Raw genomic sequence first — 24025 nt, 5'->3', positions numbered from 1 at the left:
GCAACGTTTAACTCCGCAGTCACCTAACACGAAGGTATGGCTTCGAAGCGTTCCACCGCCACGCGCACTGCCGCCCGGACGAGTTCCGTCGAGAACTCCGGCATCTCCTTTACAGCGCTGGCACCGTCCGGACGCTTCGGGACCGACGCCGACGCCACCGGCCGCGCGGGCAGGTCGCGGGCGTTACACCACCGGTCGGCCGATGGTCACGGCCGTTAGCGTGGTATGAGCGTCTCTCAGCATCCGATCGCACTCCGCCTCGAGCGACGCGTCGGTGGCGCGACGAAGCTCCTCGCCACCGTGATGATGCTGCCGCTCGTCGACGGCATCTTCCCGGCGCTCGTCCTAGCGGGGGCGCTCACCTACCCCTTCGGCATCCTCGAAACCGGCCTGCTCATCTTCGGCGGATCGGCCACCGTCGCCGTCGTCCTCGCGGAGATGGAGGGCACCCCCCGCGAGCGGGTGCGCGCCATCGCGCTCGTCGGGGGCCTCCTGCTCCCGGCCGCAGCCGTCGAAGCGGCGCTCGCGCCGACCGTCCAGAGCCTCGTCGACATGGGCGTCTTCCAGCGGTTCGCGGGCCTGGTCATCCTGACCGTCGCCGCGAAGACGGCGAGCGCGCGCGTCGGCGAGTATCTCCCGCGCCCCGCGGTCATCATCGGACTCGGCCTCGTGGCCAGCCTCCAGCCCGCCGGCGCGTCGGTGACGTTCGTCGCCGAACCGGGACTCGTCGTTCGGGGTGTCGCCGCCGCCGCCACCGGCGTCGGCTTCGCGATGCTGGTCGCGGCGCTCGGCCCGCAACTCCAGGAATCTGTCGATCTCGACCGGTTCCGATTCGGAAGCGCCGTCGCCCTCGGGATGCTCGCACTCTCCGTCCTCGGCGTGATGCCCACCGAAGCGCCCGTCGCGCTCGGCGTCCTCTGTGTGACGGCAGTGTTCTCCTTCGATCCGAGCGGGGGAGACACCGAGTCCGCTCCGGCGGCGTCGGCGTCGAACGACGACACCGAGGACGATGCCGACGAAGACGGCCGCTCGCCGTTCCCCGTCGAGGAGGAGTCCCGGGCGCCCTGGCTGTGACGCTCCCGGTCTCGCGGCGTCGCTCCGGTTTTTTACCTGTGGCCGTCTAACGACGGTCCATGACCGACCGAATCCGGGCCCACGTCCACGTCTCCGGCCGGGTCCAGGGCGTTTACTACCGCGCGAACACGCGCGACGCGGCCCGCGCCCGCGGCGTCGACGGCTGGGTGCGCAACCTTTCGGACGGCCGCGTCGAAGCCGTCTTCGAAGGCGACGAGGACGCCGTCGAAGCGATGGTCGAGTGGTGTCACACCGGGAGCCCCGCCGCCGACGTTCGCGATGTCGACGTGACCTACGAGGAGCCAGCGGGCGAGTCGGGGTTCAGCATCCGTCGGTGACTCCTCCCGGGGATGGTTTTATATACATCCCACGAACCAGGTGTGAGTGTGAACGACTATCTCATCCTCCGCGAACTGGACGCTCCGATCAGCCGTGACGACCTCGACGCCGCCGCAGAAAAATCGGGCGAGACGCTCGAAGAACTCCGCTCCGAAGGGGTGGACATACGCTGGGTCGACTCCGAAGTGTTGACCAACGACGCGGGCGAGGTGACGGGCACGTTCTGCCACTATCAGGCCGAAAGCGAGGACGCGGTGCGGGAACACGCCGAGCGCGCGGGGCTGCCGGCGACGCGCATCGACCGGAAAGGCGAACCCCTCGCCGGCGAGGACTGAGACGGACCGGTGGAAGTCCTGACCGCCGATCGCCGGGGAACAGTTACGACGATCCGTACGACGTCCGCACGCCGAAAGGCATGGTTCAAGTCCCCCCACACCCAACGTGTGGCCGAATCATGCCCGAGTGCGTCGAATGCGGGGCGGACGTGGCCCTGCACGAGGAGCTGGAAGTCGGAGAGATCGTCGACTGTGGCACCTGTGGTGCCGAACTCGAGGTCGTCGGCCTCGACCCCGTCGAACTGGACGCCGCCCCGGAACTCGAAGAGGACTGGGGCGAGTAACACCCACTCTCTCTGCGATCACCTCGCCGTGACCAGTCATCCCACCACCCCCGACGCGTGATCGGGCGACCCCTCCGCCGGTTCGTCGCCCGCGCGAGTCGGCAGACATCGGACCGGTGGCTGTACGCCTGGGCGCTCGGCTACGCCGCCGTCGGCGCCGCCTCCCTGCTCGTCCCCCTCTATGCGATCGCGCTCGGTGCCGACCCGTTCGTCGTCGGCCTCGTCGAGGCGACGGCCGGCCTCGCGGGCGTCCCCGGCGCGCTGATCTGGGGTCGGCTCGCCGACGAAACCGGCGGCCGTCGGGGGTTCGTTCTCGGCAGTCTGTTCGGTGCGGGGGCGGTTCTGATCGGCTTTCCGCTGCTCTCGGCGCCGGTGGCCGTCGTCCTCCTGAACGGGGTGCTGTGGTTCGTGGTGAGCGCCGCCTCGCCCGTCGTGACGCTGTTCATGATCGAGGGCGCACCCGAATCGGAGTGGGAGACGCGGATCGGCCTGCTGAACGCCTTCCAGCGGTACGGATGGGTCGGCGGCCTCCTCGTCGGCGTCGGCTGGCTTGGCGCCGTCGCGACCGGCCTCGACCTGCCGGCCATCGCCGCACAGCGGGGACTCTTCTACCTCTGTGCCGCGGCGACCGTCGCCGCCACGCCGCTCGCTTTCTACTGGCTCCCACCCCGAACGACGACCACGCCCGGCCGACTCGCCCGATCGGGAGCGCTCGGCCGGCTCGTCGCCGGCGGCCGGTACGTGAAGCTCGTCGCGTTCGTCCCGCTCCGGTCACTGTTCACCCGCCGGATACGCAGACCGACGCGGCTACTGACACGGTTTTCGCCCGGTCTGCGCCGCTACTTCGTCGTCGTGTTCCTGTTCAGTGCGGCCTTCTCGGTGTTCTTCGGTCCTGCACCCGCGTATCTCGCCGACCTGCGCTACGATTCGACGGCCATCTTCGGCTTTTTCATCGTCTCCAACTTCGTCAGCGCCGTCGTGTTCGTCCCCATCGGGCGACTCACGGCACGCCTCGCGCCGGCGACGCTGCAGTTGCGCGCACTCGCCGTCCGGACGGCGCTGTTTCCCGCACTCGGTCTCGTCGGGATCCTTTCGGCCTGGTGGCTCCGGACCGGATCGATTACTCTCGGCTTCGCTTTGATCGGTCTCACCTGGGCCGTCGTCGCGGTGACCGCCGCGGGGTTGGTGTCACGGGCGGCGCCGACCCACCTCCGGGGCGAAGCGCTCGGCATCTACACCGCGCTCTCGGGGATCGGAGCGGGACTCGGCGGCGCCGTCGGCGGTGCAATCGCGAACGCCGCCGGCTACACCGTCGCCTTCGGCGTGGCCGGCCTCCTCGTGGGCGTCAGCGCACTCGTCCTGCTGACGATGACTCCTGCGCTTCCGACGGGCGTGGACACCGGCGGCTAGTCGTGGATGGAGCGTCGATAAAAGCCACTCGCAGGCATCCGGGGACTGAAAGTACCCCTACCAACCGCCCCCGTTTCCCTGCGTCTCATTACTATGAGGCGACCGGATGGATATATATCTTGTGTCAGACACAGGTCGGACACGGCGCCTTCCGGGGTGAGAGCGCCCATCGCGGGCGAACTACCCCTGTCGGAATCACGACCAGTAGCGCATCACCCCTCGAATATATGTCAGCCAAGGGAGCGGTCCCCCGACGGCGTCGTAAAGAGTTTTGCCGGGGTCGCGCGTACGCCGGCGTATGACCGATTACACCGTCGAGTTCGTTGGCACCGAGGAGACGATCCAGGTGTCCGAGAAGCGGACCATCCTGCAGGCGTGTCTGGACGCGGGCATCGCCCAGGAGTACTCCTGCCGGGTCGGCATGTGTCTCGCCTGCTCGGCCGAGATCATCGAGGGCGAAGTGACCCAGCCGGCCGCTCACGCCCTCACCGAATCGGAGGCCGAATCCTATGCGCTGACCTGCATGGCCCGCCCGCAGAGCGACCTCAAACTCCACCGGGGGAGGTATCCCCCGAGCGTCGAGGACGCGGCCCCGGCGGGCGCGACTGCCGCCGACGACTGACCGACCGATGGACGCCGACGAACTCCGGCGGACGCTCGAAGCCGACTACGCGGAGGCGCTCGATCTGCTCGGCTCCCGTGATCTTCTGGTCGCTCTCTCGGACGGCGATCCAGACCCCGACGCGCTCCTGCGCGCCGCCGCCGATAGCGAGTACGCTGCCCGGGAGACGTTCCGCGAGTGGGCTGACACCGCGGCCGACTCCTCGCGCCGGGACGCCTTCGCGGCCGTCGCGGCCCAGGAGGACGAACACCTCAACCGAATACGGGCGGCAATGCCTACGGCCGCCGACGCCCACGACGCCGAGCGATCCGGGCCGATGCACGCCTATCTCCGCGGGCGGGAGGACCCGCTCCACCGAGTCGCCGGCGGCATGGTCGGACGCACGCTCGTCAGCCGTCGGACCCACGAGCGCCTGGTCGGCTTCTTCGACGGCGAACGCGCAGCTATGTTTCGCGACCTGTACGCGGAGACCACGGCCTGTCTCGACGACGGCCTCGCGCTACTCGACGAGGGCGCGACGGGTGACGACTGGACTGAAGCCGAGGCCGTCGCCGGCTACACCATCCGTCTCGCCGCCGACGACCTGCGGGACGCCCTCTACGACCGGGAGCGTTGAATCGTCGGCTGGCACCGACGAACCACAAGACACGAGGCACTCGGCGGCGTTTCGATGGTATGAGCAACTATCTCGTCGCCATGGAGGCGGCCTGGCTCGTACGTGATGTCGACAACGTCGACGACGCCATCGGCGTCGCCGTCAGCGAAGCGGGAAAACGCCTCAACGAACAGGACAAGGAGTTCGTCGAGGTCGAAGTCGGCGTCACTCCCTGTCCCGCCTGCGGAGAACCGTTCGATTCGGCCTTCATCGCCGCCGACACCGCGCTCGTCGGCCTCCTGCTCGAAATCGAAGTGTTCGACGCCGACGGAGAGAACCACGCCACCCGCATCGCCAAAAGCGAAGTCGGCGGTGCCCTCCGTGACGTGCCGCTCTCGGTGATCGAAGTCCTCGAAACCGGGCCGGAAGCCGACGAAGACTGATACTGCCAGCTGTAACTGTTTCAAGAGATCGGTCACCGCGGGATGGCGGATCTCTTGATCGACTTACAGCTGACAGTATAACCGCGACTCACTCGCGGCCTTTCAGCCACTCGTCGAGCAGCGTCCGTATCGCCGCCGACCGGTTGTCCCGGTGGTCGGCGAACGCCAGCGCGTCGACCTCGTCGATCGTCTCCTCGTCCAGTTCGACGGTGACCGTTTCCATCTCCGCGAGACCCTCTCCCTCGTCCATGTGATAGGTGTCTCGCGCGAGTCCTACAAATAGCTCCGTCAGACGGCCGTCCGGCGTGCGTGTGACTGCACCGCGACCGGATCGAAGCGGCTTTGGCGTCGCCCGCGTGCCTGCGTGACATGTCTCGACCCACTGCCCACCACTTCGGCGTGACCGTGACCGACCTCGACCGGATGGTCGAATTCTACCGGGACAGCCTCGGCCTCGGCCCCTGTAACCGATTTACCGTCTCCGGGACGGCCTTCGCCGAGGCCGTCGACGTGGCCGGCGCGACCGGCCGGTTCGCACACGTCGACGCCGGCGGTGCCCGGATCGAACTCGTCGAATACGATCCCGAGGGAGCGGATGCGGCCGCCGAGCGGGTGAATCAGCCCGGCGCGAAACATCTGGGCCTCGCGGTCGACGATCTCGATACCTTCTACGCGGATCTCGATCCGTCGGTCGCGACGCTGAGCGAACCGCAAACGACGGAGAGCGGAACGCGCATCCTCTTCGTCCGCGACCCGGAGGGGAACCTCGTCGAGTTCCTCGAGGCGTAACGTCACCGGTGAACGGCCTCGACTACCCGCCGAAGTAGAGGACGGCGAACGCCAGGACGGCGGCGAGGAGGAGGAACACCATCAGGTAGTCGAACAGACCCTCGGGTGTCGTCGGTGACGGGAGATACATGGAGTGGTGTACGATACCACGACTCATGAGTGTGACGCTTTTTTCGCGGCCGACAGAGATAATGGGTAGACGGCCCTCGGTTCCACCGAATGTCTACGACGAGACGGCGGATCCTCGCGGTAGCGGCGGTCGCCCAGTCGAGTTTGCTCGGCGGCTGCTTCGGCCTGTTCGGCGGCGGGGAGTCGAACAACACCCCCGCTGGCGAGTCCTCGCAGAACACGGCCACACCGACCTCGCAGCCAACGACGACCGAACCGACGGAGACGGCGGCGCCGACCGCGACGCCCGCACACGCCACCCTCGATACGACGACGACGAACATCGTCGAGGAGTTCGGCTGGTTCCGCACCGACTACGACGCTGCAATCAGCGGGTTCCAGGGAGAAGTCAACGGAGTGTTCGGTGCCCTCAAAGAGCTCGAATCCGCGGACCAACTGACCCAGGAGGACGTCGCGACGCTCCGCGAACAGACCACGTCCGTCGCCGAGTACATGCAGGCGAACCTGGTCGACCATTTCGCGGTGGCGCCGGCGCTCCGGATCGGGAACAACGTCTTCGTGCGCGACCTCGAACGAGCCGTCGAACGCGGGGACCGAGAGTTACAGCGGTCCGTGCTGGCCACGACCCGGAATTTCTATCAGCGCGTGATCTCACAGCCGTACATCACCAACGAGTTCTCGCAACGCCCCGTCTACGGCCCGCTGTACGAGATGCTGATCCCCACCGATGCCGACAACCGCATCGTCGCGCTCGCGAGCGACGACGGCGAGTTCATCACCTGGGCACACCCCGACCGCACCGACTCGACAGCCGACGACGGCGTGCCACAACACACCCACGAGTTCCCGAGCGGTCACCAGGTGTTCACGCACGCACACGAACATTCGACGGGCCACCAGCTCCGCGACCACACGAACGAACCCGAACTGAACGAACTCTACGCCTACGGCGACGACGGCGTGGCGCTGCTCCGGGACGCCGAGTCGTGGCGCGAACGGCTGGACGACTACGACCCCGTCTACACCGGGCTCTTCGGCCCGGTCAAATCCGACGCCCGAGAAGAGGGCATCACGCTCTTTGTCGGCACGACCGACGCCAACTTCACCGCGTCGCCGCTCTACGTCGAACGCTTCGCGTCCGTCACGGCGGCCGAGGAGGCGGTCGCCGCAGCCGAAGAAGGCGCCGTCTCGATCCAGGGGACCGCCACCTTCGCGGGTCGCGAGTGGGACCGCATCATCTACGATCTGGAGGGCACGACCATCTACGCCTACCGCCTCCACGCCGGGGAGACGGTCATTTCGGCCCTGCCGTCCGATGTCCCGTGGGAGCGTCGCCGTGACTGGACGGGTGGTCTCGAGGCGACCTGGCTCGGCGCCGAGTCGGCGTAGCAGGGTGACATCCTTTATACGGCGACGTACCGAGTCGCGGATATGGGACTCGACGAAGACGCACTCGACTACCACCGGCGCGATCCGCCGGGGAAAATCGCCATCGAGACGACGAAGCCGACCAGTACACAGCGGGATCTGAGCCTGGCGTACTCGCCCGGCGTGGCCGCCCCCTGCCGCGAAATAGCCGACGACGCCACGAAGGCCTACACCTACACGTCCAAGGGCAACCTCGTGGGGATGGTGTCGAACGGATCGGCCGTGCTCGGCCTCGGCGACATCGGCGCCCGGGCGTCGAAACCGGTCATCGAGGGCAAAGGCGTCCTGCTCAAGCGCTTCGCCGACATCGACGTCTTCGACTTCGAACTCGACACGGACGACCCCGACGCCATCGTCGAGGCCGTCTCGCTGACCGAACCCTCCTTCGGCGGCATCCACGTCGAGGACATCAAGGCGCCCGAATGCTTCGAAATCGAGGCACGCCTGCGCGAACGGATGGACATCCCCGTCTATCACGACGACCAGCACGGCACCGCCATCGTCTCCGGCGCCGCCCTGCTCAACGCCGTCGACATTCTCGATAAGGACCTCGAAACCCTCGATGTCGCCTTCGCTGGCGCGGGGGCGAGCGCCATCGCCACCGCGGAGTTCTACGTCTCGCTTGGCGTCCCTCGTGAGAACATCACGATGTGTGATTCGTCGGGGATTATCACCACCGAACGCGCGGACGCGGGCGCGGTCAACGAGTACAAGACCCGATTTGCCAGGGATCGGCCCGCGGGCGACCTGGCCGACGCGATGGCCGGCGCGGACGTCTTCGTCGGCCTCGCCGTCGGTGACATCGTCACCCGAGCGATGGTGCGGTCGATGGCCGACAACCCCGTCGTCTTCGCGATGGCCAACCCCGAACCCGAAATCGGGTATTACGAGGCCAAGGAGGCCCGCGACGACACCGTCATCGCGGCGACCGGGCGCTCCGACTTCCCCAACCAGGTCAACAACGTCCTCTGTTTCCCCTTCATGTTCCGCGGCGCGCTCGACGTGCGGGCAACGGAGATCAACGAGGAGATGAAAGTCGCCGCCGCCCGCGCGCTCGCGGAACTCGCGCGCGAGGACGTTCCGGACGCGGTGGCGAAAGCCTACGGCGACGAACCGCTCCAGTTCGGCCCCGACTACCTCATCCCGAAGGCGCTCGACCCGCGGGTGCTGTTCGAGGTGGCGCCCGCCGTCGCGCGGGCGGCCGTCGAGAGCGGCGTCTCGCGGATCGACCTCGACCTCGACACCTACGTCGAGGACCTCGAGGCCCGCCTCGGCAAGGATCGCGAGATGATGCGCATCGTCCTCAACAAGGCGAAAACGGACCCCAAGCGCGTCGCCCTCGCGGAGGGGACGAACCCCACGACCATCCGGGCGGCCGCCCAGATGGAAGAGGAGGGCATCGCCCGCCCGCTCCTTCTCGGCGACCGCGACGCCATCTGGGAGACGATGGACGACCTCGGCCTCGACTACGATCCGGATATCGTCGATCCGGCCGACATCGACCTCGATCCGTACGTCGAGGAACTCTACGCGGCCCGCCAGCGCAAGGGCGTCACCCGCGTCGAAGCCGAAGAACTCGTCCGCAACGACACGAACTACTTCGGAAGCGTGATGGTGGAGATGGGCGACGCGGACGCCCTGTTGACGGGGCTAACCCATCATTACCCCTCGGCGCTCCGGCCGCCGCTACAGGTCATCGGCACGGCCGAGGACGCCGAGTACGCGGCCGGCGTCTACATGCTCGCCTTCCGCAACCGGATCGTCTTCGTCGCCGACACGACGGTCAATCAGGACCCGGGCGCGGCCGAACTGGCCGAGATCGGTCGGCACACGGGCGAGTTGGCCCGGCGGTTCAACGTCGAACCGCGCGCAGCGATGCTGTCCTATTCGAACTTCGGGAGCGTCGACAACGAGGGTACGCGCAAACCCCGTGAGGCCGCGCGAATGCTCCGTGAGGATCCCAGCGTCGACTTCCCCGTCGACGGCGAGATGCAAGCCGACACCGCCGTCGTCGAGGACATCCTCCAGGGCACGTACGACTTCGCGGAGTTGGAGAGTCCGGCGAACGTGCTCGTCTTCCCGAATCTCGAGGCCGGAAACATCGGCTACAAACTCCTCCAGCGTCTCGGCGGTGCCGACGCCATCGGGCCCATGCTCGTCGGGATGGACAAACCCGTCCACGTCCTCCAGCGCGGCGACGAAGTCAAGGATATCGTCAACCTCGCCGGCGTCGCCGTCGTCGACGCGCAGGAGCGCGACGACTAGTCGCTGGCGCGCCGTTCGGCGCGCGACGGGGGCGGGATCTGTGGCTCGGCGTCGACGCCCGCGTCGGGGCTTCCGCCGGTCGACGACCGGTCGTCAGCGGGGATCACACACCGGTCGTGGCGGTCGTTGACGTGGCCGTACTGCTCCGGCGCGTTCGCCAGGGGGTGAGCGGGGTTGACGCGACTGTCGATCCGGGCCGCTCGGAGCGCGTCGAAGTTGGCGATCCGGGCACGGATCCCGCGCCAGTGGTGCTCGCTCCGCATCGGCACCGTCACGGGGTGTGTCGGCTCCCAGCTCGGATCGGCGGCGGCGAGGACGGCCTGATTGACGTTGGCCGCGAGGTCGTCGTGATCGACGAGGACGCCGATCCGCGACCCGGGCGGCGCTCGCGCGGCGAGCATGTCGAGTCCGAGATGGAGGGCTCGATACTCCGCGACGTTGTTGTCCGGCGGCGCGTCCGTGAGCGCGAACCGGGCGACGCGCGTGCCGTCACGCGTCTCGATAACCGCCCCGAGACCGCCGCCGTCGGCTCGGTAGGAGCCGTCGGTGGCGACGTAGAAGTGGCGATGGTGGGTGCGCGGCGGATGCGCGATGTGGGGGGTTGGCGAATCGTCGAACAGATCACGGAGCGTCGACCGGCCGTGAACGGCCATATCCTGCCTTCGCGGTCGGGTTACTTAAACGTACGGCGAGAGGGTCGTCACCCAAACACCTACCCGGACGACGGCCGTCCCTCCGCGCATGACGCTGACTGCCTGCGAGCTGATGGAGACGGACGTCGAGACGGTCGCCCCCGACGACGAGGTGAGCGAGGTGCTCGGCCGCCTCGCGCGCGCCGACTTCAACGGCTTTCCCGTCGTCGACAACGACCGCGTCGTCGGCATCGTCACCCAACACGACCTCGTCCACCTGTTCCAGACCGAGGACCGCGTGCTCTGGCTGCCGATCGGTCTTCCCCCGTTCACCGAGACGCTCACCTACGCCATCGACGTGTCGTGGGACGACCTCGACCTCGGCATCGACCTGGCGAAACACGCCGGCCGTCCGATTCGAGAGGTGATGACCGCCGACGTGGTGACGGTGCCATCCGAGGCGGACCTCGACGAGATTCTCGACCTCCTGGCGGACGACGAACGCGACATCAACCGCCTACCGGTCATCGACGACGAGGGGAAACTCGTCGGCATCGTCGCCCGGCAGGACGTGCTGCGGGCGATCCGCGACCAGCGCGCCGAATAGAACCGTCGGTCCGGGTCCGGCATCGGAACCTCGCCCTCGTTCTGGAAACGACTCTCGCCGGCTTCGACCATCTCGCCCTGATATGCAGCGTATTCGAGGCGGAGCCTCCGGCCTCAAGGAGCGAGCGAAGCGAGCGAGTAGGTCGGAGAGGAAGCCGACAACCCCACCACGTTCCACGAACTGTTGCCGCCCTTTCTCCTCAACGTTAATAAATCACCAACCATACATCTGACGTATGGAGGTGCGGCGCACTGTCCCGGTCAAACTCGACGTGGACAGCGACGACGCCGCACTTCTCCGCGAAACAGTTGATGAGTTTCTGTGGGCCGCCAACTACGTCGTGGACCACGCTTGGCAGGGCGAATACAAGACGACCAGCAAGGCACAGTTGCAGGCAGAAACCTACGACGGGGTACGCGAACAGACGCGGTTGCACGCAAATCTCGTCCAGAACGCCCGCAACAAGGCCGCAGACGCCGTACAGAGTGTCGTCGCTCGCTGGAAACAGGGCGAGTACGCTGGCAAACCACACTTCTCGCAACCGACCGTCGTGTACGACAAACGGTGCGCCACGTTCCACGACGAGTACGTGTCGCTGGCAACCGTAGATGGGCGTATCGAAGTCGCGTACGTCCTGCCCGACGCAGACCGCGACACACCTCACAGCCGGTATCTCGACAACGACGACTACGAGGTGACGGGCGCAGAACTCCACAACAAGGGCGGCGAGTGGTTCCTCCATCTTCGCACAAAGGCGGAGATGGAGTCTGGCACGCCGGAGCAGGCAACGACCGGGCACAGCACAGTCCTCGGCGTTGACCTCGGCGTGAACCAACTCGCTGTCACGTCGACGGGCACGTTTTGGAGCGGTCACGAGTTCGGCCACTGGCAGCGCGAGTACGAGAAACGCAGGGCGTCACTCCAGCGGTGTGGGTCGCGCCACGCCCACCAGAACATCCAGTCGGTCGGTCGGAAGGAAACGGGCCGGTTCAAGATGATGCTCCACCGGATTGCCAACGGCATCATCGAGGGAGCCGTCGAGAACGGCTGTACGGTTATCGCGTTCGAGGCGTTGACCGGCATCCTCGACCGCCTCCCGGGTGCCTCGTGGGGGCACAAGTGGGCGTTTGAGCGGTTATACGAGTACGTCGAATACAAAGCCGAGATGCACGGCATCGACGTGGAGCAGGTGGACCCGGAGAACACGTCACGCCGTTGCTCACACTGCGGGTTCACCCACCCGGACAACCGCGACGGCGAGGGCTTCGAGTGTCTGAAATGCGGCTACGAGAACCACGCCGACTACAACGCCGCGAAAAACATCGGACTACGGTATCTCCGCCGGAACCAAACTGGGGACGGCGGAGGCGCACCCGTAGGCGTGCGCTTGAATCGCGGGATGTTGAACGCGAACGGAGCGTATGACCCTCCTGCCGGCGAGTCCGGCCAGAGCGGGAGTCCACGCGAAAGCCCCACCCTCAACGAAGCGAACGGCGAAGCCGTGAGCGAGTAGGGTGGGGTAGTTTACTGGCTTCCTGCTGATCGATCGGGGGCGATCCGCGAGGCACTGCCGCGGCGACGCTAGCGGAAGCAGTGCGACGGCGGTCGGCGATCCCGTCAGATGTCGACGTCGCGGGTCGTGAAGGCGCCCTCGTCGGATTCGGGGTCGTATCCCTCGACAGCGGTGAGCACCATGTCGAGCACGGTGTCGGCGTCCCACCGCGCGGTGTTGATCGACAGGTCGTAGAAGGACTGATCCTCGAGGTCGATCCCGTAGTAACTCTCGTAGCGGCCCGCCTCGCTCACCTCGCGGACGCGCATCACGGCCGCGATCTCCTCTTGATCGCTGAGGCGCTCGATCCGGACCTCCTCGGGCGCGTCGAGCCAGATGCGGAGATCGGCGCGGTTGCCGGCCAGCCAGCCCGCGAGCCGCGATTCGAGGATGAACGCCTTGTTCGCGGCCCCCCACTGCTCGGCGATGCGGCGGAGTCGCTGGTCGAGCGCCCGATCGATCTCGTCGTCCTCTTCGGCCTTGGCGATGAGTTGCTGGAGCGACATATCGTGCTCGTCGGCGAGGTCGCGGAAGATGTCGCCGCCGATGACGTAGCCACAGTCCAGCGCCTCGGCGAGTCCCTCCGTGAGCGTCGACGCACCACACCCCGGCGGTCCGGAGACGGTGATGAACAGATTGCTGTCGACTTGCCGCTCCGTGGTGGCGCTCGAATTCGACATGAACGTTCGCTTCCACGTACGCAGGACGTCCATTAAGAGAACACCGGTTCGTCGCCGTCCGTGACACGCCGTGGCGGCAGTCCACGTTTCTGCAACGTAGCTGAAGAATAAAAGAGTGAGAGCGGTTCGTGAACGGTTAGGCCGGGGGAGAGCCGGTCATCGTCGGAAGCACAATCACGTGCGTACGCGATAAAATGCCCCGAAACGACGCCAACGCTCGGCGGGGTATATGGTGTCGGCGGCCGACGAGTCAAACGAGGTGTCCCCGATGTCGAACTCCCCAACCCTCCCAACCGATCGCCTGCCCCGCCTCGACGAACTCGCCGACGCCTGGCCTCTGGAGCGCGGACTGGACGCCGTCGCCACCCCCCTCCGGTTCGTCGCCTTCTGGGCCGCCGTCGCGTTGCCCTTCCTCTATCTCCCCTTACTCATCGGCGGTCTGCAGGGCGAACAGGCGACGGCGTTCGTCGCCCTCCTGTCGGTGAACGTCGCCGCCCTCGTGATCGGTCACGAACACGGACGGTAGCGGACGAAAAGCGTAATCAATTATGTGACTGGAACACGAGCGGTGTGATATGTTCGGCCTCTCGCAACGTGGCTTGATCGGTATCGGACTGATGATCGTCGGAACGGTAGCGTTTTTCCCGGCGGCGTTCCCCGACGCGACGTTCCAACTCAGCCTCCTGGCCGTGGTGGCGACGGCCCTGTTGACTATCGGTACCTATCTTGTCGGCACCGATGTCGACGGCTATCCGGCCTGATACGGTTTGTTGTAAGTCAGTACCGGTGAGTCACCAGGACGGTTCGGCGACCCACCGGTAGACAGTTACAACAATCCGAATGAGCGGCCGGCTCATAGTAGCATTTGTGAGTCATCGCACACCTGATGGCACGCCATCCGGCGACCAGGTGTGCAAACAGTTCCAACCGCCACTATCACCCGTCTCGTTCCTCCCAGAACCGCGCCGCGAGCGTGACCGCCGCGAGCAACACCACGAGCAACTGGAACCCCGACCGGACGACCGGGAAGATGCGTTCGGCGTTCCGGGGATCGTTCCCCGGCGACGGATCGACGCCCGTCCAGTAGTGGGTGTTTTCCGTGGTCCGCTCCGGGGCGGCGGACAGGTCGACGAACGTCTGGACAACCCCCCGCTGATTCGAGAGCAGGAGTTCCCCGTTGACGGTGTAAAACCGGTCGTAGAACGGATAGAAAGCGTTCACACCGTTGGTCATCAGATCCGGGAGCACGCCGCCGAACGTCAGCGCGACGACCGCAACCCAGGCCACCCGGATCCCGCGCGGTCCGAAGCGATCACGGATCCGGAGTAGTGGCCGATAGCGGGTGTCGTACGCCAGGATCGTGGCGGCGGCGGCGGGCAGCACCAGCGTGTGCAACAGCGCCCGGTGGGCCCCCTGGAGGTAGAGGCCGGCGAACGTGTCCAGATCCGGCACTGCCGTGACCGCAAGAACGACTGCGACCGACCGGCGGTCGAACTCGTCGCCGAGGAGCGCGGCCGCGACGACGCCACCGATGGCGAGGTGGACGACCGTCGAAGGCATGGGTAGCCCTTGGTCGTCAGCGGTTTGAATCTCTCGGCGGCCGCGCGACCGTGACGGAGCCGAGCGAGGCGAACCGCGCCTCCACGACATCGCCGGGGTCGAGAGACACCAGCGGGGTGAGCGACCCCGTCGAAACGAGGTCGCCCGCCGTCAGCCGCTCGCCGTGCTCGTCGAGCGCGTCGGCCAACCACGCCACCACCCGCGCGGGCGAGTCGAGCACGTCCGCGCCGACGCCCGTCGCGACCTGGTCCCCGTTGCGCCACATGGTGACGCCTTCGAGCGCGAGATCCATCGCGGCCGGATCGCCGATTCGCCCGCCCTGGACGAGGCGGGAAGCGAGGGCGTTGTCGGCGACGGCGCTGCCGGCGTCGAACTCCCAGTCGCGGATGCGGGAGTCGACCACCTCGATGACGGGGACGACGGCCGCCGTCGCGGCGAGAACGTCGGTCGGCGTCACCGGCGGATCGAGCGGGTCGGCCAGCCGCATGGCGAGTTCCGCCTCCACGCTCGGGTCGATCAGGCCGTCGGCGTCGAGCCGACCCTCCGACTGCACCGTGTCGGCCAGCACGCGCCCGTAGGCCGGTTCGTCGACGCCGAGTTCGGTTCGGATCGCGTCAGCGGTGAACCCCACCTTGTAGCCGACGAGTGGTCCCTCCTCGACCTGCCGCCGGTCGATCATCTCGCGCTGGACCGCGTAGCCGTCGGCGACGGTCAGCGGCAGGTCCGGTGGCGCGATCGGCTCGCCGCGCCGGTACGCGTCGGCCAGTCGCGCTCCCAGACGCTCGGCCGTCGCCGCGTCGATAGTCCGTGTCACGAGTGGGTCTCCGGAGCGGAGGGTATGAAGCGTTGCGGCTCAGTTTCGCGGGCCACGTCGACCGTCAGATCCCCGGAGTCGGTAACCTTTTGCGCTCACCACGCCGTGTGACGGTATGGTGTGGTCCTACGACCGGTGGGGTGATCGATGAGCGACGACCCCCGAGACGACCTCGCCAGACGCATCGCCGGCGAGATCACGCTCAGTTCGAATCCGGGCGCGACGCTGCGGAAGTGGCGCACCGACTTCGATGTCTCACAGACGGAGCTCGCCGAGCGTCTCGACGTCTCCTCGTCGGTCATCTCCGATTACGAAAGCGGTCGGCGAGAGAGCCCCGGCATCGGCGTCGTCAGCCGGATCGTCCGGGCGCTGCTCGACATCGACGAGTCGCGCGGCGGCGGCCGCATCCGCCAGTACGCCCGCGTCATCTCCGCGGGGTTCGAGAGCGACATCGTCCACGACCTCCGGGAGTACTCCACGTCCATCCCGCTCGAACGCTTCTACGAGGCGATGGACGCGACCGAAATCGTCGGCGGCGACAGCGATCACGTCAGCGGCCACACCGTCATCAACAGCATCGAAGCGATCACGCGCCTCCCCAGCGAGGAGTTCTACCGGCTCTACGGCCAGAGCACGAACCGGGCGCTCGTGTTCACCGACGTCACGCGCGGGGAGTCGCCGCTCGTTGCCCTCCGGGTCGTGAATCCGACGCCCTCCGCCGTCGTGTTACACGGAATCGACGAAGAAGACCTCTGGGAGCACGCGACGGAACTCGCGAAAGTCGACGGGTTCGCGCTCGCCATCTCGAACTGTGATCTCGACGCGGCGCTCGCGAAACTGCGGGAACTGCCGTAGACGGCGCGCCGGACCGTTACTCGACGTATTCGTAGGTTCGCTCGTTCATCCGACCCCAGCCGGAGAAGACGAACTCCCCGCTCGGCACGGTGAACTCCTCGAGTTCGCGGTCTTTGGCGTGATTGTGGGTGTCGTGAACACGGCCGTACTCCTCGAAGCTCAGATCGTAGCGGCGGGCGAGTTGCTCGTCGATGTCGAGCGCCTCGATTTCCTCGCGCCAGCCGTCGGCAACGGTTTCGGAGTGAATCTCCGCCTGCGCACCGGAGCCGTACGAGCCGACGAGTAGTCGCTCGCCGGAGAGCGACCGCCCGGTTTCGGCGGCGGTCTTGAGCGCGCTCACTCGGGCGACGTGAACCGAGCCGGTGTACCAGTTACCGACCTGTCGCGAGAGGGTGAGCGTCGGATCGATGGCCCGCGCGTACCAGGTGTCGTACCGGTCCGTCCCTTTCAGCGAGTCCATGTAGTCGCGGATGGCGCCCTCGTAGGCGTCCCAGTCCTCGTAGTCGACCTCGCGGGGCTGGCGACCGATTTCGTCGGCGAGAGCGTCTTCGATCTCCGTGCCGCGAGTCATATGCCGGAATCCGAGGAGCGCGGCCTTTCGAACCATGCCCGGGAAGGGGGTGTGGAAGGGGATGTACGCGAAGTCGTCGGGGTGGGTGCGGCCGGCGACGCTCTCGAAGTCCTCCAGCGCCTCGCGCATCCGCGCGAGATACACTTTCACCGATCGCTTGCCGTCGACGCTCGGGAACTGCTGGTTGGGCTTCAGGAAGTCCGTCTCGTCCGCGCTGCCGTACCCCTGCTCGGTCGAGAGTTCGACCAGGTCGGGGTCCTCGTCGACGAGCATCGCCACGGCGCCCGCGCCCTGTGTGGCCTCGCCGGGGTCGCCCCGGGCGTAGAGCGCGGTGTCCGTCGCGATGACCAGCGCCGCGCGGCCCCGGTTGCGCCCCGCCTTGATCCAGTTGTACGCGTCGTCGATGCTCTGGGTGCCGGCGACACAGGCGAACTTCCGTTCGCCCTTGTTGGCGTGGTGGAAGTCGCCGTCGAAGACGTCTTCCAGACAGCCAGCGATGTACGTCGAGACCGGCTTGGAGTTGTCGAAGGCGCTCTCGGTCCCCACGTCGATCCGCCCGATGTCGTCGGGGACGAGTCCTTTGCGGTCCAGCAGCCGCTTTGCCGCGTTGGCACCCATCGTGACGATGTCCTCGTGGGTGTCCGGGAACGACGACGCCTCCAGCCCCAGCCCCTTGGTGTATTTCTCCGGGGACTCGTCCTTGGCCGGCGCGAACGTCTCGGCCAGGTCGAGTTTGAGCTTGCCCGTCCAGATTTCGATCGCGTCGATGCCGACGGCAGTCATACCCTGACGTTCAGGCAGACGCTATATGGGTTTGTCGATACGAGGAACGACGAACGTCGAACCCTGATTCGTCGCCGACGGACCCGGCTGGTCACGCACGTGAGACGGTCGCACGCACCGAGGCCGGCGCGGGTGTCGGCGTCGGCGTCGGGGTGACGGCCGTCCCGCGTCCCCGAACGAGCGTCGTCCCGGAAGGCTCGTGGACCAATCGCAGTTCGACCTGGTCGCCGGTGTCGTACGGCACCGACCCATCGAGGGTCCACGTCTCGCCGGGGTCGAAGACACTATCGTTGCCGTAACTGCCGGCGGTCGCGAAGTCGTATCGCTGCCCCGTCCCATCGTATCGGAGGATCACCGTGAGTTCGTCGCCGGGGATGGGATCGCCGCCGCGGTGGGTGAACGTCACCGACTCGGCGCGCACGTCGCCCGTGATGTCGGCCGTCGGGCCATCGTCGACGGCGATGTCACTGAGCGCGTAGTAGCCGACGACGCTCACCAGGAACACGACGGTGACGAGGACCAGCAGCGAACCGACGACCTCCGACTGCGCGCGAGACACACCCTGAGACGTGGCCGGTGGGCATTAACGATTCCCGTGGCGACAAGGGTTTTCACCCCGCGCGCGCTTCTCCGAACAATGAGGTTCCGCGACGCCGACCGCGCACAGGCCGTTCAGGTCGGAGCCATCCTGCTCTTTGGTATCCTCATCATCGGCCTGTCGCTCTACCAGGCGACGGTCGTTCCTCAGCAGAACGAACGCGTCGAGTTCGACGCGTACCAGGAGACGAGTTCGGATCTCCTCTCCGTTCGAGACGGCGTCACGACCGCGGCGACGCGCGATACGGCGTCGAGCACGACGGTGCTGACGGGCGCGACCTACCCCGCGCGGGCGATATTCGTCAATCCCGGAACGCCGACCGGCACGCTCTCGACAGGGCCCACCGAACCGGTTACGCTCGACGGCGTCCGAGCCATCGGCAGCGAGCCACAGAACGTCCAGCGGTTCTGGGACGGGGCAGCCAGGGCGTATCCAACCAGTCGGCTGACGTTCACGCCGTCCTACAACGAGTTCGACGCCCCGCCGATGGTGCTCACCGGCGAGGGACTCTATCGCACGACCGGTTCACAGGTCGTTCCCCTCTCTACTGGCTCGTTCGTCAACGGGAACCGGATCACGCTGGTGACGCTCCGCGGCGACCTGAGCGCGTCCGGCCTCTCGACGCCGGTGACCGCCGAACCCGTAAGCGCCGCGACCCGAACGGTCGTGGTCACGGGCGACGGAGCGACGTTCAACATCACCGTGCCGACGCCGGGCGACGCGACGGCCTGGAACGACTCCGTCGGGTCGCGCATCGTCGCCAACCCCAACGTGCTCTCGACGACGCCCCACGCCAACGGGACCGTCACCGTCACCTTCGAGGGCAACCGACGGTACGAACTCCGCCTGGCCGCCGTCGAACTCCGGCAGAGCGCCGACGCGAGCGTCGTCGCCCAACCCGACCCGTCCTATATCGTCCCCGTGACGCCGAACGGCACGGCGGCGTCGGAACAACCGACGCCCGTGACCGTCGAGGTGCGCGACCGGTACGACAACCCCGTCAGCGGGACGGACGTGACGCTCTCCATCGTCGAGGGCCAGGGCGAGTTCGTTCAGGGCGGCACCAGTCGCACCGTCGCCACCGACGGCGAGGGGCGGGCCACGGCGGCGATCCGTCCCGTCGAGAACTACGCGGGCAACCTCACGGTTCGCGCACAGGGCGATTTCGACGGGAGCGGGGCCGTCGAACCGATTGAGCGAACGGACGTCGGCGTCACGGTCCCCTCCGACCTCGACAGTATCAACGCGCCGGGTGGCAACGTCGCGCTCGGCGCCTCGGCGACCGTCGGCGGAAACCAGCGAGATCAGGCCGTGATCACGTTCAACAACACGGCCGACGAACCGCGGACGCTCGTGGGCGCCCGCATCGCGTTCTACTACCAGTCGGACTCGAACTCCGCGGCGCCGACGGAGTGGCGCTTCGCGGATCCCTCTCGGTCGACGACGTACGATATCGGTGACGTGATCACCCCGGTCTCCCCGGCGATCACGCTCCCGGCAAATCAGGAAACGACGATCACGTTCGACTTCGACAGTCCCGACCCCGACAGCAGGAACGACTTCATCGTGCTCGGCTTCGAGTATGAGAACGCTGGCAGCGGGACTTACTTCGTGTTCATCGAGGCCTAGTCACTCCTCTTCTTCGACGACTTCGGGATCGCTCATCGCGCTCTGGAGGCTGTCCAGTCCGTTGACCCACTCCGAGACGAGGCCGTACTCGAGGTCCTCGACCAGTTCGATGTCGAGTTCGTCGCCGTCGATGATACGCGTCCCGGCCTGAACCAGGTAGCCGAGGGCGGCGTCTAAGTCCTCGCTCGCTTCGGCGTCCGCGGCCGCGTTGACGTACTCCTCGATGGTGCCTTCCTCGGCGGGACCGGCGGCGATGTACTCCTCGGCGGCGTAGAAGACACAGACCAGACTCGTCTGGACGCCGTCGACCAGCATCCGCTTTTCTTCGTCCGCCAGGTCCACGTCGTCGAGGACGATGTCGCGCACGAACGCGAGTTCGTCGATGGCCTCGTCCTCGTCGAGGCGGCCGTCCTCGTAGGCGTTGATGATCTTCGCGACGGCGATGGCGGCGTCGTCCTGCAGGTTGAGGAGGAGGCGGGCGGCCTCCTCGTTTTCGGGGTCGAGGTCCTCCTCGGCCACCCGATCGATCCAGTTCTGCCAGCGTTCTTCGGTGTAGAACGTATCCTCCGCGTCGGTCATAGCTTGACCGAACGCTCGCGCACTCAAAGACCTTTCCTATAGCGCGTCGCTCGCAGGCCGGCGCGGGCTACTCCGTCGACGCCGAGAGCGTCGCCTCGGTGTCGATGTCGTAGACGCGAGCGGGCGTCTCGACGTGTGCCCGGTAGACGGCGTCGTCGTACCCCTCCTCCAAGAGCCACCGGACGCGACGAGGAACGGTCTTCGGTCCCATCACCGCGCCCGGCCGGTCGGGGTCGTCGACGAAGTCCGTCTCCATCAGGAACGGGTCGCCCGACTCCGCCACCTCGCGGAGCCACTCCTTGCGGCACATCACGCTCGGCATCGGCCCCGCGAGCGTCGGCCCCGCGTAATGTTTCACGACGCGATGGGCGGGCAAGCCCCGCTCTTCCGCCCACCCTGCGATGTCGGTCAGGTCCTCGCTCGCTTCGGTGTGGAGTTGGACCGCGCAGTCGCAGTCGGCGCCGCGGTCGAGCGCGTGTCTGAGCACCGCGTTCGAGGCGTCCCACACCGCGTCGTCGACCTCGTAATGCGGGCGCCCCGACTTGAGCGCGAGCGCGCGCCCGTCGCGGACGAACTCCGCGGCGACATCGAGACCGGCCCGCATCAGGTCGCGGGCCTCGTCGGGGGCGAATCCCCGGTCGACCAGCCGCGAGACGAGACCGGGATGGACGCCGAGGACGGGCCACGCGCGGCCAGGCAGCAGGTCGTCGGCGTCGGCGACCGTGTCGACGGTTCGCTCGAAGACGGTGCGGAAGTCGTCGCCGGTTTCGACCTCGACGCCGAGATGCCAGGAGGGTTTGTTCACCACCAGCAGGTGGGTCCCGCCGAGGCGACGGAAGTCCCGGACGGCGTCCAGCCCCCTCCCGTGTTCCGGATCGAGATGGAGATGGTCGTCGAGCACCGGCGTCTCCAGGTCGGTGTCGGTCACGGGAGGTCGTCGGGGCGCCGAGGAAAAAGGTCGGTCGGTTCGCGCCACCGCCCGTGTCATACGGTTTATTGTAAGTCATTACCGGTGGTTCGCCGAACCAGCTCGGCGAACCACCGGTAAACAGTTACACTAATCCGTATCAGGCCTCGTCGAGCGTGACGCTCTCGGCGGCGGCGTTGCGCAGCGCGTCGGAGCGGCCGTGTTCGCCGGGTGCGATGGCGAGCGTGCGGAGGCCGCTGGCGTTCGCGGCCTCGATGGCGGGCTTGAAATCCGTGTCCCGCGAGGCGATGGCGATGACATCCGCCCGCCCGTTCACCGCGAACCGGGTGAGGTCGACGGCGAGTTTCACGTCGACATCGCCGCTCGTCACGATCACCTCGAACCCGCGGGCCTCGGCGGCCTGGATGAGTTTCGGCGGGGCGTGTTCGTTGAGATAGAGGCGGGTCGTAGCCGGAGCGCCCACCGTCGCGGCGGCCTCGCGCACGTCGTCCAGGTCGACGTCGAACTCGTCGCGGAGCACGTTCGGACCGTCGACAAAGAGCGCGACCCGTGGCTCGTCGTCGCTATCGCCCGCAAGCCGCCCGAACAGATCCATGGAAACGGTAGCCCGCTCGCGGCCATATACGTCCCGGTTCACCGGCGGTCGGCGAGAGACCACCGGCAACATCTTCATGCCGCTCGCCCGACAGAGGCGAACGATGGTGTCGACACCCCCGCTCGAATCCGTGACGGGCGCCGACAGCCTCAACGACGCCCTCGCCGACCCCGGAGCGAGCGTCGCCGTCATCGCCGACCCGTTCGCGGGCCGCGAGGCGGCCCTCGACCGCGCCGAACGAGCACTGGACGGCGGGGATCGGACCCGAGTCGAACCGGAGGGCGGCCCACCGTCGGTCGGCGAAGAGCCGCTCGTCGTCGACGACTGTCATCACCTCTACGCCCGGCGCGTCGGCGGGTTCGATCGGATCGACGCGTTCCTCGATCGGGTGGCCGCGTCGTCCACGCAGGTCGTCACCTCGTGGAACCGGTACAGTTGGCAGTATCTCGACGCCACCCGTGACGTCGCCGACCCCTTCCACCACGTGCTCTCGGTACCGGCGATGGCGAGCGACCGGATCGCCGACGCGATCCGGGCCCGAAACGAGCCGCTGCCGACGTTCGAATCGCCGCCCAGCGGCCACGATTCGATGTTCACCGCCGTCACCTACGAGATACCGCTGCCGCGCCGCGGCCCGCTCTCGGTCGAGATACCCGTCGTCGACATCGACTACGTCTCGGCGTGGCTGGGAGCCAGAGACGTTCCCGAGCCGGACGCGATCGTCTTCGAGCGCCTCGAACGCCTCTCCGGCGGGAACCTCGGCGTTGCGTCGGCCATCTGGGAGCAGTGTGTGAGTGGGGAGGCGGTCGTCCCCGACGACCTCTATCGGCCGGTCGACCGGTCGTTCGACCCGGGTGACGGCGCGACCGAAGTGCTCGGCGTTGCCGTCGCGAAAGAGGCCGTCACTCGCGACGAACTGGCCGCGGTCGTGCCGGACGTTCGGCTCGACCGGACGCTGCACAGCCTCGCCGATCACGGCTTTCTCACGGTCGACGACGTGGTTCGGTTGCGCCCCGGCGGGCTTCCGAGCGCGCTCGAATCCCTCAAGCGGAGGCGGTGGCAGTGGTAGCCACCGAAGCACTCGGTGGCATCCGGGTCGACACCGCGACCATCGTCGGTGCGGTCGTGATCCTCGTGGTCGCAGCCCTGCTGGCGCGAGCGGTGCGGGTCATCTTCTCGGCCGCCGCCGACCGGTTCGTCGAACGGGGCGCCCGACTCCGACTGGCGATCCCGCTGATGAAGTTCTTGATCTACGGCGCCGCCATCTACACGATCGTCGGCCCGCTCTTTCAGGTGTCACAGACGCAGGCGCTCGCCTTCGCGGGCGTGTTCGGTGCTGCCCTCGGGTTCGGGCTGAAGGACTTCTTCGCGAACGTCCTCGGCGGCATCGTCGTCTCGCTCGAAATGCCGTACCAGATGGGCGACCGGGTCGAAATCGACGATCACTACGGCGAGGTCATCGACGTCGGCGTGCGCGCGACGCGACTACAGACGCCCGACGACAACGTGGTGGCGGTGCCGAACTACCTCGCGCTCACGGGACCGGTCTCCAACGCCAACACGGGCGCGCCGGAGATGATGGTGGTGACGGAGCTGCACGTCGCGCCCGAGGCCGACCTCGACCGGGCGCGAGCAATCGTCGAAGAGGCAGTGTCCACCTCGCGGCATCTCGCCGCCGACCGCTCGATCACGGTGCTGGTCGAGGACCATCCGCGGTATCGGACGGTCCGCGCGAAGGCCTACGTCACGAACCTCGACGCGGAGTTCGCGTTCAAATCGGACGTTACCCGGCGGGCGCTCCGAGCGTTCGACGCCGAGGGGATTCCGACCCCCTCGCCGATGCCGTGGGATGACGACGGTCCGGGCGCGTAAGCCGATCACGCCTGCCGTAGTCGGACAGTGAGTCGGGATCCGTCACCGTCTCGCCCG

At 67.3% G+C, this 24025-nt stretch carries 30 protein-coding genes; 20 read left to right on the top strand and 10 right to left on the bottom strand.

Annotation, left to right across the window (positions count from 1 at the left end; all coding sequences use genetic code 11):
• Positions 1-36 precede the first annotated feature (36 nt).
• The 9 genes from MXB53_RS06195 (at position 37) to MXB53_RS06155 (ending at position 5102) form a co-directional block, all read left to right on the top strand.
• Complete coding sequence (locus MXB53_RS06195) at positions 37-219, top strand: hypothetical protein (protein WP_248896520.1); 183 nt, start codon at positions 37-39, stop codon at positions 217-219.
• Positions 220-225: 6 nt separating this feature from the next.
• Complete coding sequence (locus MXB53_RS06190; RefSeq protein WP_248896519.1) at positions 226-1074, top strand: DUF5794 domain-containing protein; 849 nt, start codon at positions 226-228, stop codon at positions 1072-1074.
• Between the two features lie 59 nt (positions 1075-1133).
• Positions 1134-1412 carry an acylphosphatase gene (locus tag MXB53_RS06185; protein ID WP_248896518.1) on the top strand — a complete coding sequence of 93 codons (279 nt, stop codon included), beginning with the start codon at positions 1134-1136 and terminating at the stop codon, positions 1410-1412.
• A 48-nt stretch (positions 1413-1460) separates the two neighbouring features.
• Positions 1461-1748 (top strand): DUF4242 domain-containing protein, encoded by a 288-nt coding sequence (locus MXB53_RS06180; RefSeq protein WP_248896517.1) that lies wholly within the window; start codon positions 1461-1463, stop codon positions 1746-1748.
• Positions 1749-1867: 119 nt separating this feature from the next.
• Positions 1868-2032, top strand: a complete 165-nt coding sequence (gene lysW, locus MXB53_RS06175) for a lysine biosynthesis protein LysW (RefSeq protein WP_248896516.1) — start codon at positions 1868-1870, stop codon at positions 2030-2032.
• A gap of 57 nt (positions 2033-2089) precedes the next feature.
• Complete coding sequence (locus MXB53_RS06170; RefSeq protein WP_248896515.1) at positions 2090-3442, top strand: MFS transporter; 1353 nt, start codon at positions 2090-2092, stop codon at positions 3440-3442.
• 298 nt (positions 3443-3740) lie between these two features.
• Positions 3741-4064, top strand: coding sequence for a 2Fe-2S iron-sulfur cluster-binding protein (locus MXB53_RS06165; protein ID WP_248896514.1), 324 nt, complete (start codon positions 3741-3743; stop codon positions 4062-4064).
• A 7-nt stretch (positions 4065-4071) separates the two neighbouring features.
• Complete coding sequence (locus MXB53_RS06160; protein ID WP_248896513.1) at positions 4072-4680, top strand: rubrerythrin family protein; 609 nt, start codon at positions 4072-4074, stop codon at positions 4678-4680.
• Between the two features lie 59 nt (positions 4681-4739).
• Positions 4740-5102 carry a DUF555 domain-containing protein gene (locus MXB53_RS06155; protein ID WP_248896512.1) on the top strand — a complete coding sequence of 121 codons (363 nt, stop codon included), beginning with the start codon at positions 4740-4742 and terminating at the stop codon, positions 5100-5102.
• Positions 5103-5190: 88 nt separating this feature from the next.
• On the opposite strand, the gene MXB53_RS06150 is transcribed toward MXB53_RS06155, so the two are convergent.
• On the bottom strand, positions 5191-5352 hold the full coding sequence (locus MXB53_RS06150) for a ribbon-helix-helix domain-containing protein (protein ID WP_248896511.1): 162 nt from the start codon (positions 5350-5352) through the stop codon (positions 5191-5193).
• Between the two features lie 119 nt (positions 5353-5471).
• On the opposite strand from MXB53_RS06150, the gene MXB53_RS06145 reads away from it, so the two are divergent.
• From MXB53_RS06145 to MXB53_RS06135, 3 genes are all read left to right on the top strand, one after another.
• Positions 5472-5891 (top strand): VOC family protein, encoded by a 420-nt coding sequence (locus tag MXB53_RS06145; RefSeq protein WP_248896510.1) that lies wholly within the window; start codon positions 5472-5474, stop codon positions 5889-5891.
• Between the two features lie 219 nt (positions 5892-6110).
• The gene (locus tag MXB53_RS06140) at positions 6111-7409 is read left to right on the top strand and encodes a hypothetical protein (RefSeq protein ID WP_248896509.1); all 1299 of its coding nucleotides are present in this window, start codon (positions 6111-6113) and stop codon (positions 7407-7409) included.
• A gap of 42 nt (positions 7410-7451) precedes the next feature.
• Positions 7452-9713 (top strand): NADP-dependent malic enzyme, encoded by a 2262-nt coding sequence (locus tag MXB53_RS06135; RefSeq protein WP_248896508.1) that lies wholly within the window; start codon positions 7452-7454, stop codon positions 9711-9713.
• On the opposite strand, the gene MXB53_RS06130 is transcribed toward MXB53_RS06135, so the two are convergent.
• Complete coding sequence (locus MXB53_RS06130) at positions 9710-10366, bottom strand: ribonuclease H family protein (protein WP_248896507.1); 657 nt, start codon at positions 10364-10366, stop codon at positions 9710-9712. The genes MXB53_RS06135 and MXB53_RS06130 overlap by 4 nt on opposite strands.
• Before the next feature lie 88 nt (positions 10367-10454).
• Here MXB53_RS06130 and MXB53_RS06125 point away from each other — a divergent pair, with 88 nt between their 5' ends.
• On the top strand, positions 10455-10952 hold the full coding sequence (locus MXB53_RS06125; protein WP_248896506.1) for a CBS domain-containing protein: 498 nt from the start codon (positions 10455-10457) through the stop codon (positions 10950-10952).
• Between the two features lie 235 nt (positions 10953-11187).
• On the top strand, positions 11188-12465 hold the full coding sequence (locus MXB53_RS06120; protein ID WP_248896505.1) for an RNA-guided endonuclease InsQ/TnpB family protein: 1278 nt from the start codon (positions 11188-11190) through the stop codon (positions 12463-12465).
• 104 nt (positions 12466-12569) lie between these two features.
• Here MXB53_RS06120 and cmk read toward each other — a convergent pair whose 3' ends face one another.
• Positions 12570-13184, bottom strand: coding sequence for a (d)CMP kinase (cmk, locus tag MXB53_RS06115; RefSeq protein ID WP_248898076.1), 615 nt, complete (start codon positions 13182-13184; stop codon positions 12570-12572).
• A gap of 268 nt (positions 13185-13452) precedes the next feature.
• Here cmk and MXB53_RS06110 point away from each other — a divergent pair, with 268 nt between their 5' ends.
• The gene (locus MXB53_RS06110) at positions 13453-13710 is read left to right on the top strand and encodes a DUF8028 family protein (RefSeq protein WP_248896504.1); all 258 of its coding nucleotides are present in this window, start codon (positions 13453-13455) and stop codon (positions 13708-13710) included.
• Positions 13711-13759: 49 nt separating this feature from the next.
• On the top strand, positions 13760-13945 hold the full coding sequence (locus tag MXB53_RS06105; RefSeq protein ID WP_248896503.1) for a DUF8178 family membrane protein: 186 nt from the start codon (positions 13760-13762) through the stop codon (positions 13943-13945).
• Positions 13946-14120: 175 nt separating this feature from the next.
• Here MXB53_RS06105 and MXB53_RS06100 read toward each other — a convergent pair whose 3' ends face one another.
• Complete coding sequence (locus MXB53_RS06100) at positions 14121-14744, bottom strand: metal-dependent hydrolase (protein WP_248896502.1); 624 nt, start codon at positions 14742-14744, stop codon at positions 14121-14123.
• 16 nt (positions 14745-14760) lie between these two features.
• Positions 14761-15558 carry a 2-keto-4-pentenoate hydratase gene (locus MXB53_RS06095; protein ID WP_248896501.1) on the bottom strand — a complete coding sequence of 266 codons (798 nt, stop codon included), beginning with the start codon at positions 15556-15558 and terminating at the stop codon, positions 14761-14763.
• A 147-nt stretch (positions 15559-15705) separates the two neighbouring features.
• Here MXB53_RS06095 and MXB53_RS06090 point away from each other — a divergent pair, with 147 nt between their 5' ends.
• Positions 15706-16413 (top strand): helix-turn-helix domain-containing protein, encoded by a 708-nt coding sequence (locus tag MXB53_RS06090; protein ID WP_248896500.1) that lies wholly within the window; start codon positions 15706-15708, stop codon positions 16411-16413.
• Between the two features lie 16 nt (positions 16414-16429).
• Here the strand turns inward: MXB53_RS06090 and hmgB are convergent, their stop codons facing one another.
• Together hmgB and MXB53_RS06080 are read right to left on the bottom strand one after the other, a co-directional pair.
• Positions 16430-17767: a hydroxymethylglutaryl-CoA synthase gene (gene hmgB / locus MXB53_RS06085; protein ID WP_248896499.1), complete on the bottom strand. Its 1338-nt coding sequence runs from the start codon at positions 17765-17767 to the stop codon at positions 16430-16432.
• Positions 17768-17858: 91 nt separating this feature from the next.
• Positions 17859-18326: a type IV pilin N-terminal domain-containing protein gene (locus tag MXB53_RS06080; RefSeq protein WP_248896498.1), complete on the bottom strand. Its 468-nt coding sequence runs from the start codon at positions 18324-18326 to the stop codon at positions 17859-17861.
• 78 nt (positions 18327-18404) lie between these two features.
• Here MXB53_RS06080 and MXB53_RS06075 point away from each other — a divergent pair, with 78 nt between their 5' ends.
• Positions 18405-19994 (top strand): Ig-like domain-containing protein, encoded by a 1590-nt coding sequence (locus tag MXB53_RS06075; protein WP_248896497.1) that lies wholly within the window; start codon positions 18405-18407, stop codon positions 19992-19994.
• Here MXB53_RS06075 and MXB53_RS06070 read toward each other — a convergent pair whose 3' ends face one another.
• From MXB53_RS06070 to MXB53_RS06060, 3 genes are all read right to left on the bottom strand, one after another.
• The gene (locus MXB53_RS06070) at positions 19995-20573 is read right to left on the bottom strand and encodes a DUF2150 family protein (RefSeq protein ID WP_248896496.1); all 579 of its coding nucleotides are present in this window, start codon (positions 20571-20573) and stop codon (positions 19995-19997) included.
• Positions 20574-20640: 67 nt separating this feature from the next.
• Positions 20641-21501: a TatD family hydrolase gene (locus tag MXB53_RS06065; RefSeq protein ID WP_248896495.1), complete on the bottom strand. Its 861-nt coding sequence runs from the start codon at positions 21499-21501 to the stop codon at positions 20641-20643.
• Positions 21502-21640: 139 nt separating this feature from the next.
• Entirely contained in the window at positions 21641-22096 is a 456-nt protein-coding gene (locus tag MXB53_RS06060; RefSeq protein ID WP_248896494.1) for an NYN domain-containing protein, read from the bottom strand.
• Here MXB53_RS06060 and MXB53_RS06055 point away from each other — a divergent pair.
• Entirely contained in the window at positions 22095-23165 is a 1071-nt protein-coding gene (locus MXB53_RS06055; protein ID WP_248896493.1) for a hypothetical protein, read from the top strand. The two genes, MXB53_RS06060 and MXB53_RS06055, sit on opposite strands and share 2 nt — an antisense overlap.
• Positions 23159-23968 carry a mechanosensitive ion channel family protein gene (locus MXB53_RS06050; protein ID WP_248896492.1) on the top strand — a complete coding sequence of 270 codons (810 nt, stop codon included), beginning with the start codon at positions 23159-23161 and terminating at the stop codon, positions 23966-23968. The genes MXB53_RS06055 and MXB53_RS06050 overlap by 7 nt, the downstream gene beginning before the upstream one ends.
• Positions 23969-24025 lie beyond the last annotated feature (57 nt).

This window comes from Haloplanus sp. XH21 (genome assembly GCF_023276355.1).
Lineage (GTDB): Archaea > Halobacteriota > Halobacteria > Halobacteriales > Haloferacaceae > Haloplanus > Haloplanus halobius.
This window is presented reverse-complemented; position numbering and strand designations above follow the sequence as displayed.

Coding starts and splice junctions, on each gene's coding strand:
- MXB53_RS06130 (WP_248896507.1), bottom strand. CDS start 10,366: ATGGCCGTTCACGGCCGGTCGACGCTCCGTGATCTGTTCGACGATTCG.
- MXB53_RS06185 (WP_248896518.1), top strand. CDS start 1,134: ATGACCGACCGAATCCGGGCCCACGTCCACGTCTCCGGCCGGGTCCAG.
- MXB53_RS06190 (WP_248896519.1), top strand. CDS start 226: ATGAGCGTCTCTCAGCATCCGATCGCACTCCGCCTCGAGCGACGCGTC.
- MXB53_RS06150 (WP_248896511.1), bottom strand. CDS start 5,352: ATGGACGAGGGAGAGGGTCTCGCGGAGATGGAAACGGTCACCGTCGAA.
- MXB53_RS06105 (WP_248896503.1), top strand. CDS start 13,760: ATGTTCGGCCTCTCGCAACGTGGCTTGATCGGTATCGGACTGATGATC.
- MXB53_RS06140 (WP_248896509.1), top strand. CDS start 6,111: ATGTCTACGACGAGACGGCGGATCCTCGCGGTAGCGGCGGTCGCCCAG.
- MXB53_RS06070 (WP_248896496.1), bottom strand. CDS start 20,573: ATGACCGACGCGGAGGATACGTTCTACACCGAAGAACGCTGGCAGAAC.
- lysW (WP_248896516.1), top strand. CDS start 1,868: ATGCCCGAGTGCGTCGAATGCGGGGCGGACGTGGCCCTGCACGAGGAG.
- MXB53_RS06060 (WP_248896494.1), bottom strand. CDS start 22,096: ATGGATCTGTTCGGGCGGCTTGCGGGCGATAGCGACGACGAGCCACGG.
- MXB53_RS06090 (WP_248896500.1), top strand. CDS start 15,706: ATGAGCGACGACCCCCGAGACGACCTCGCCAGACGCATCGCCGGCGAG.
- MXB53_RS06075 (WP_248896497.1), top strand. CDS start 18,405: ATGAGGTTCCGCGACGCCGACCGCGCACAGGCCGTTCAGGTCGGAGCC.
- cmk (WP_248898076.1), bottom strand. CDS start 13,184: ATGTCGAATTCGAGCGCCACCACGGAGCGGCAAGTCGACAGCAATCTG.
- MXB53_RS06120 (WP_248896505.1), top strand. CDS start 11,188: ATGGAGGTGCGGCGCACTGTCCCGGTCAAACTCGACGTGGACAGCGAC.
- MXB53_RS06160 (WP_248896513.1), top strand. CDS start 4,072: ATGGACGCCGACGAACTCCGGCGGACGCTCGAAGCCGACTACGCGGAG.
- MXB53_RS06110 (WP_248896504.1), top strand. CDS start 13,453: ATGTCGAACTCCCCAACCCTCCCAACCGATCGCCTGCCCCGCCTCGAC.
- MXB53_RS06125 (WP_248896506.1), top strand. CDS start 10,455: ATGACGCTGACTGCCTGCGAGCTGATGGAGACGGACGTCGAGACGGTC.
- MXB53_RS06135 (WP_248896508.1), top strand. CDS start 7,452: ATGGGACTCGACGAAGACGCACTCGACTACCACCGGCGCGATCCGCCG.
- MXB53_RS06145 (WP_248896510.1), top strand. CDS start 5,472: ATGTCTCGACCCACTGCCCACCACTTCGGCGTGACCGTGACCGACCTC.
- MXB53_RS06100 (WP_248896502.1), bottom strand. CDS start 14,744: ATGCCTTCGACGGTCGTCCACCTCGCCATCGGTGGCGTCGTCGCGGCC.
- MXB53_RS06165 (WP_248896514.1), top strand. CDS start 3,741: ATGACCGATTACACCGTCGAGTTCGTTGGCACCGAGGAGACGATCCAG.
- hmgB (WP_248896499.1), bottom strand. CDS start 17,767: ATGACTGCCGTCGGCATCGACGCGATCGAAATCTGGACGGGCAAGCTC.
- MXB53_RS06195 (WP_248896520.1), top strand. CDS start 37: ATGGCTTCGAAGCGTTCCACCGCCACGCGCACTGCCGCCCGGACGAGT.
- MXB53_RS06055 (WP_248896493.1), top strand. CDS start 22,095: ATGGAAACGGTAGCCCGCTCGCGGCCATATACGTCCCGGTTCACCGGC.
- MXB53_RS06155 (WP_248896512.1), top strand. CDS start 4,740: ATGAGCAACTATCTCGTCGCCATGGAGGCGGCCTGGCTCGTACGTGAT.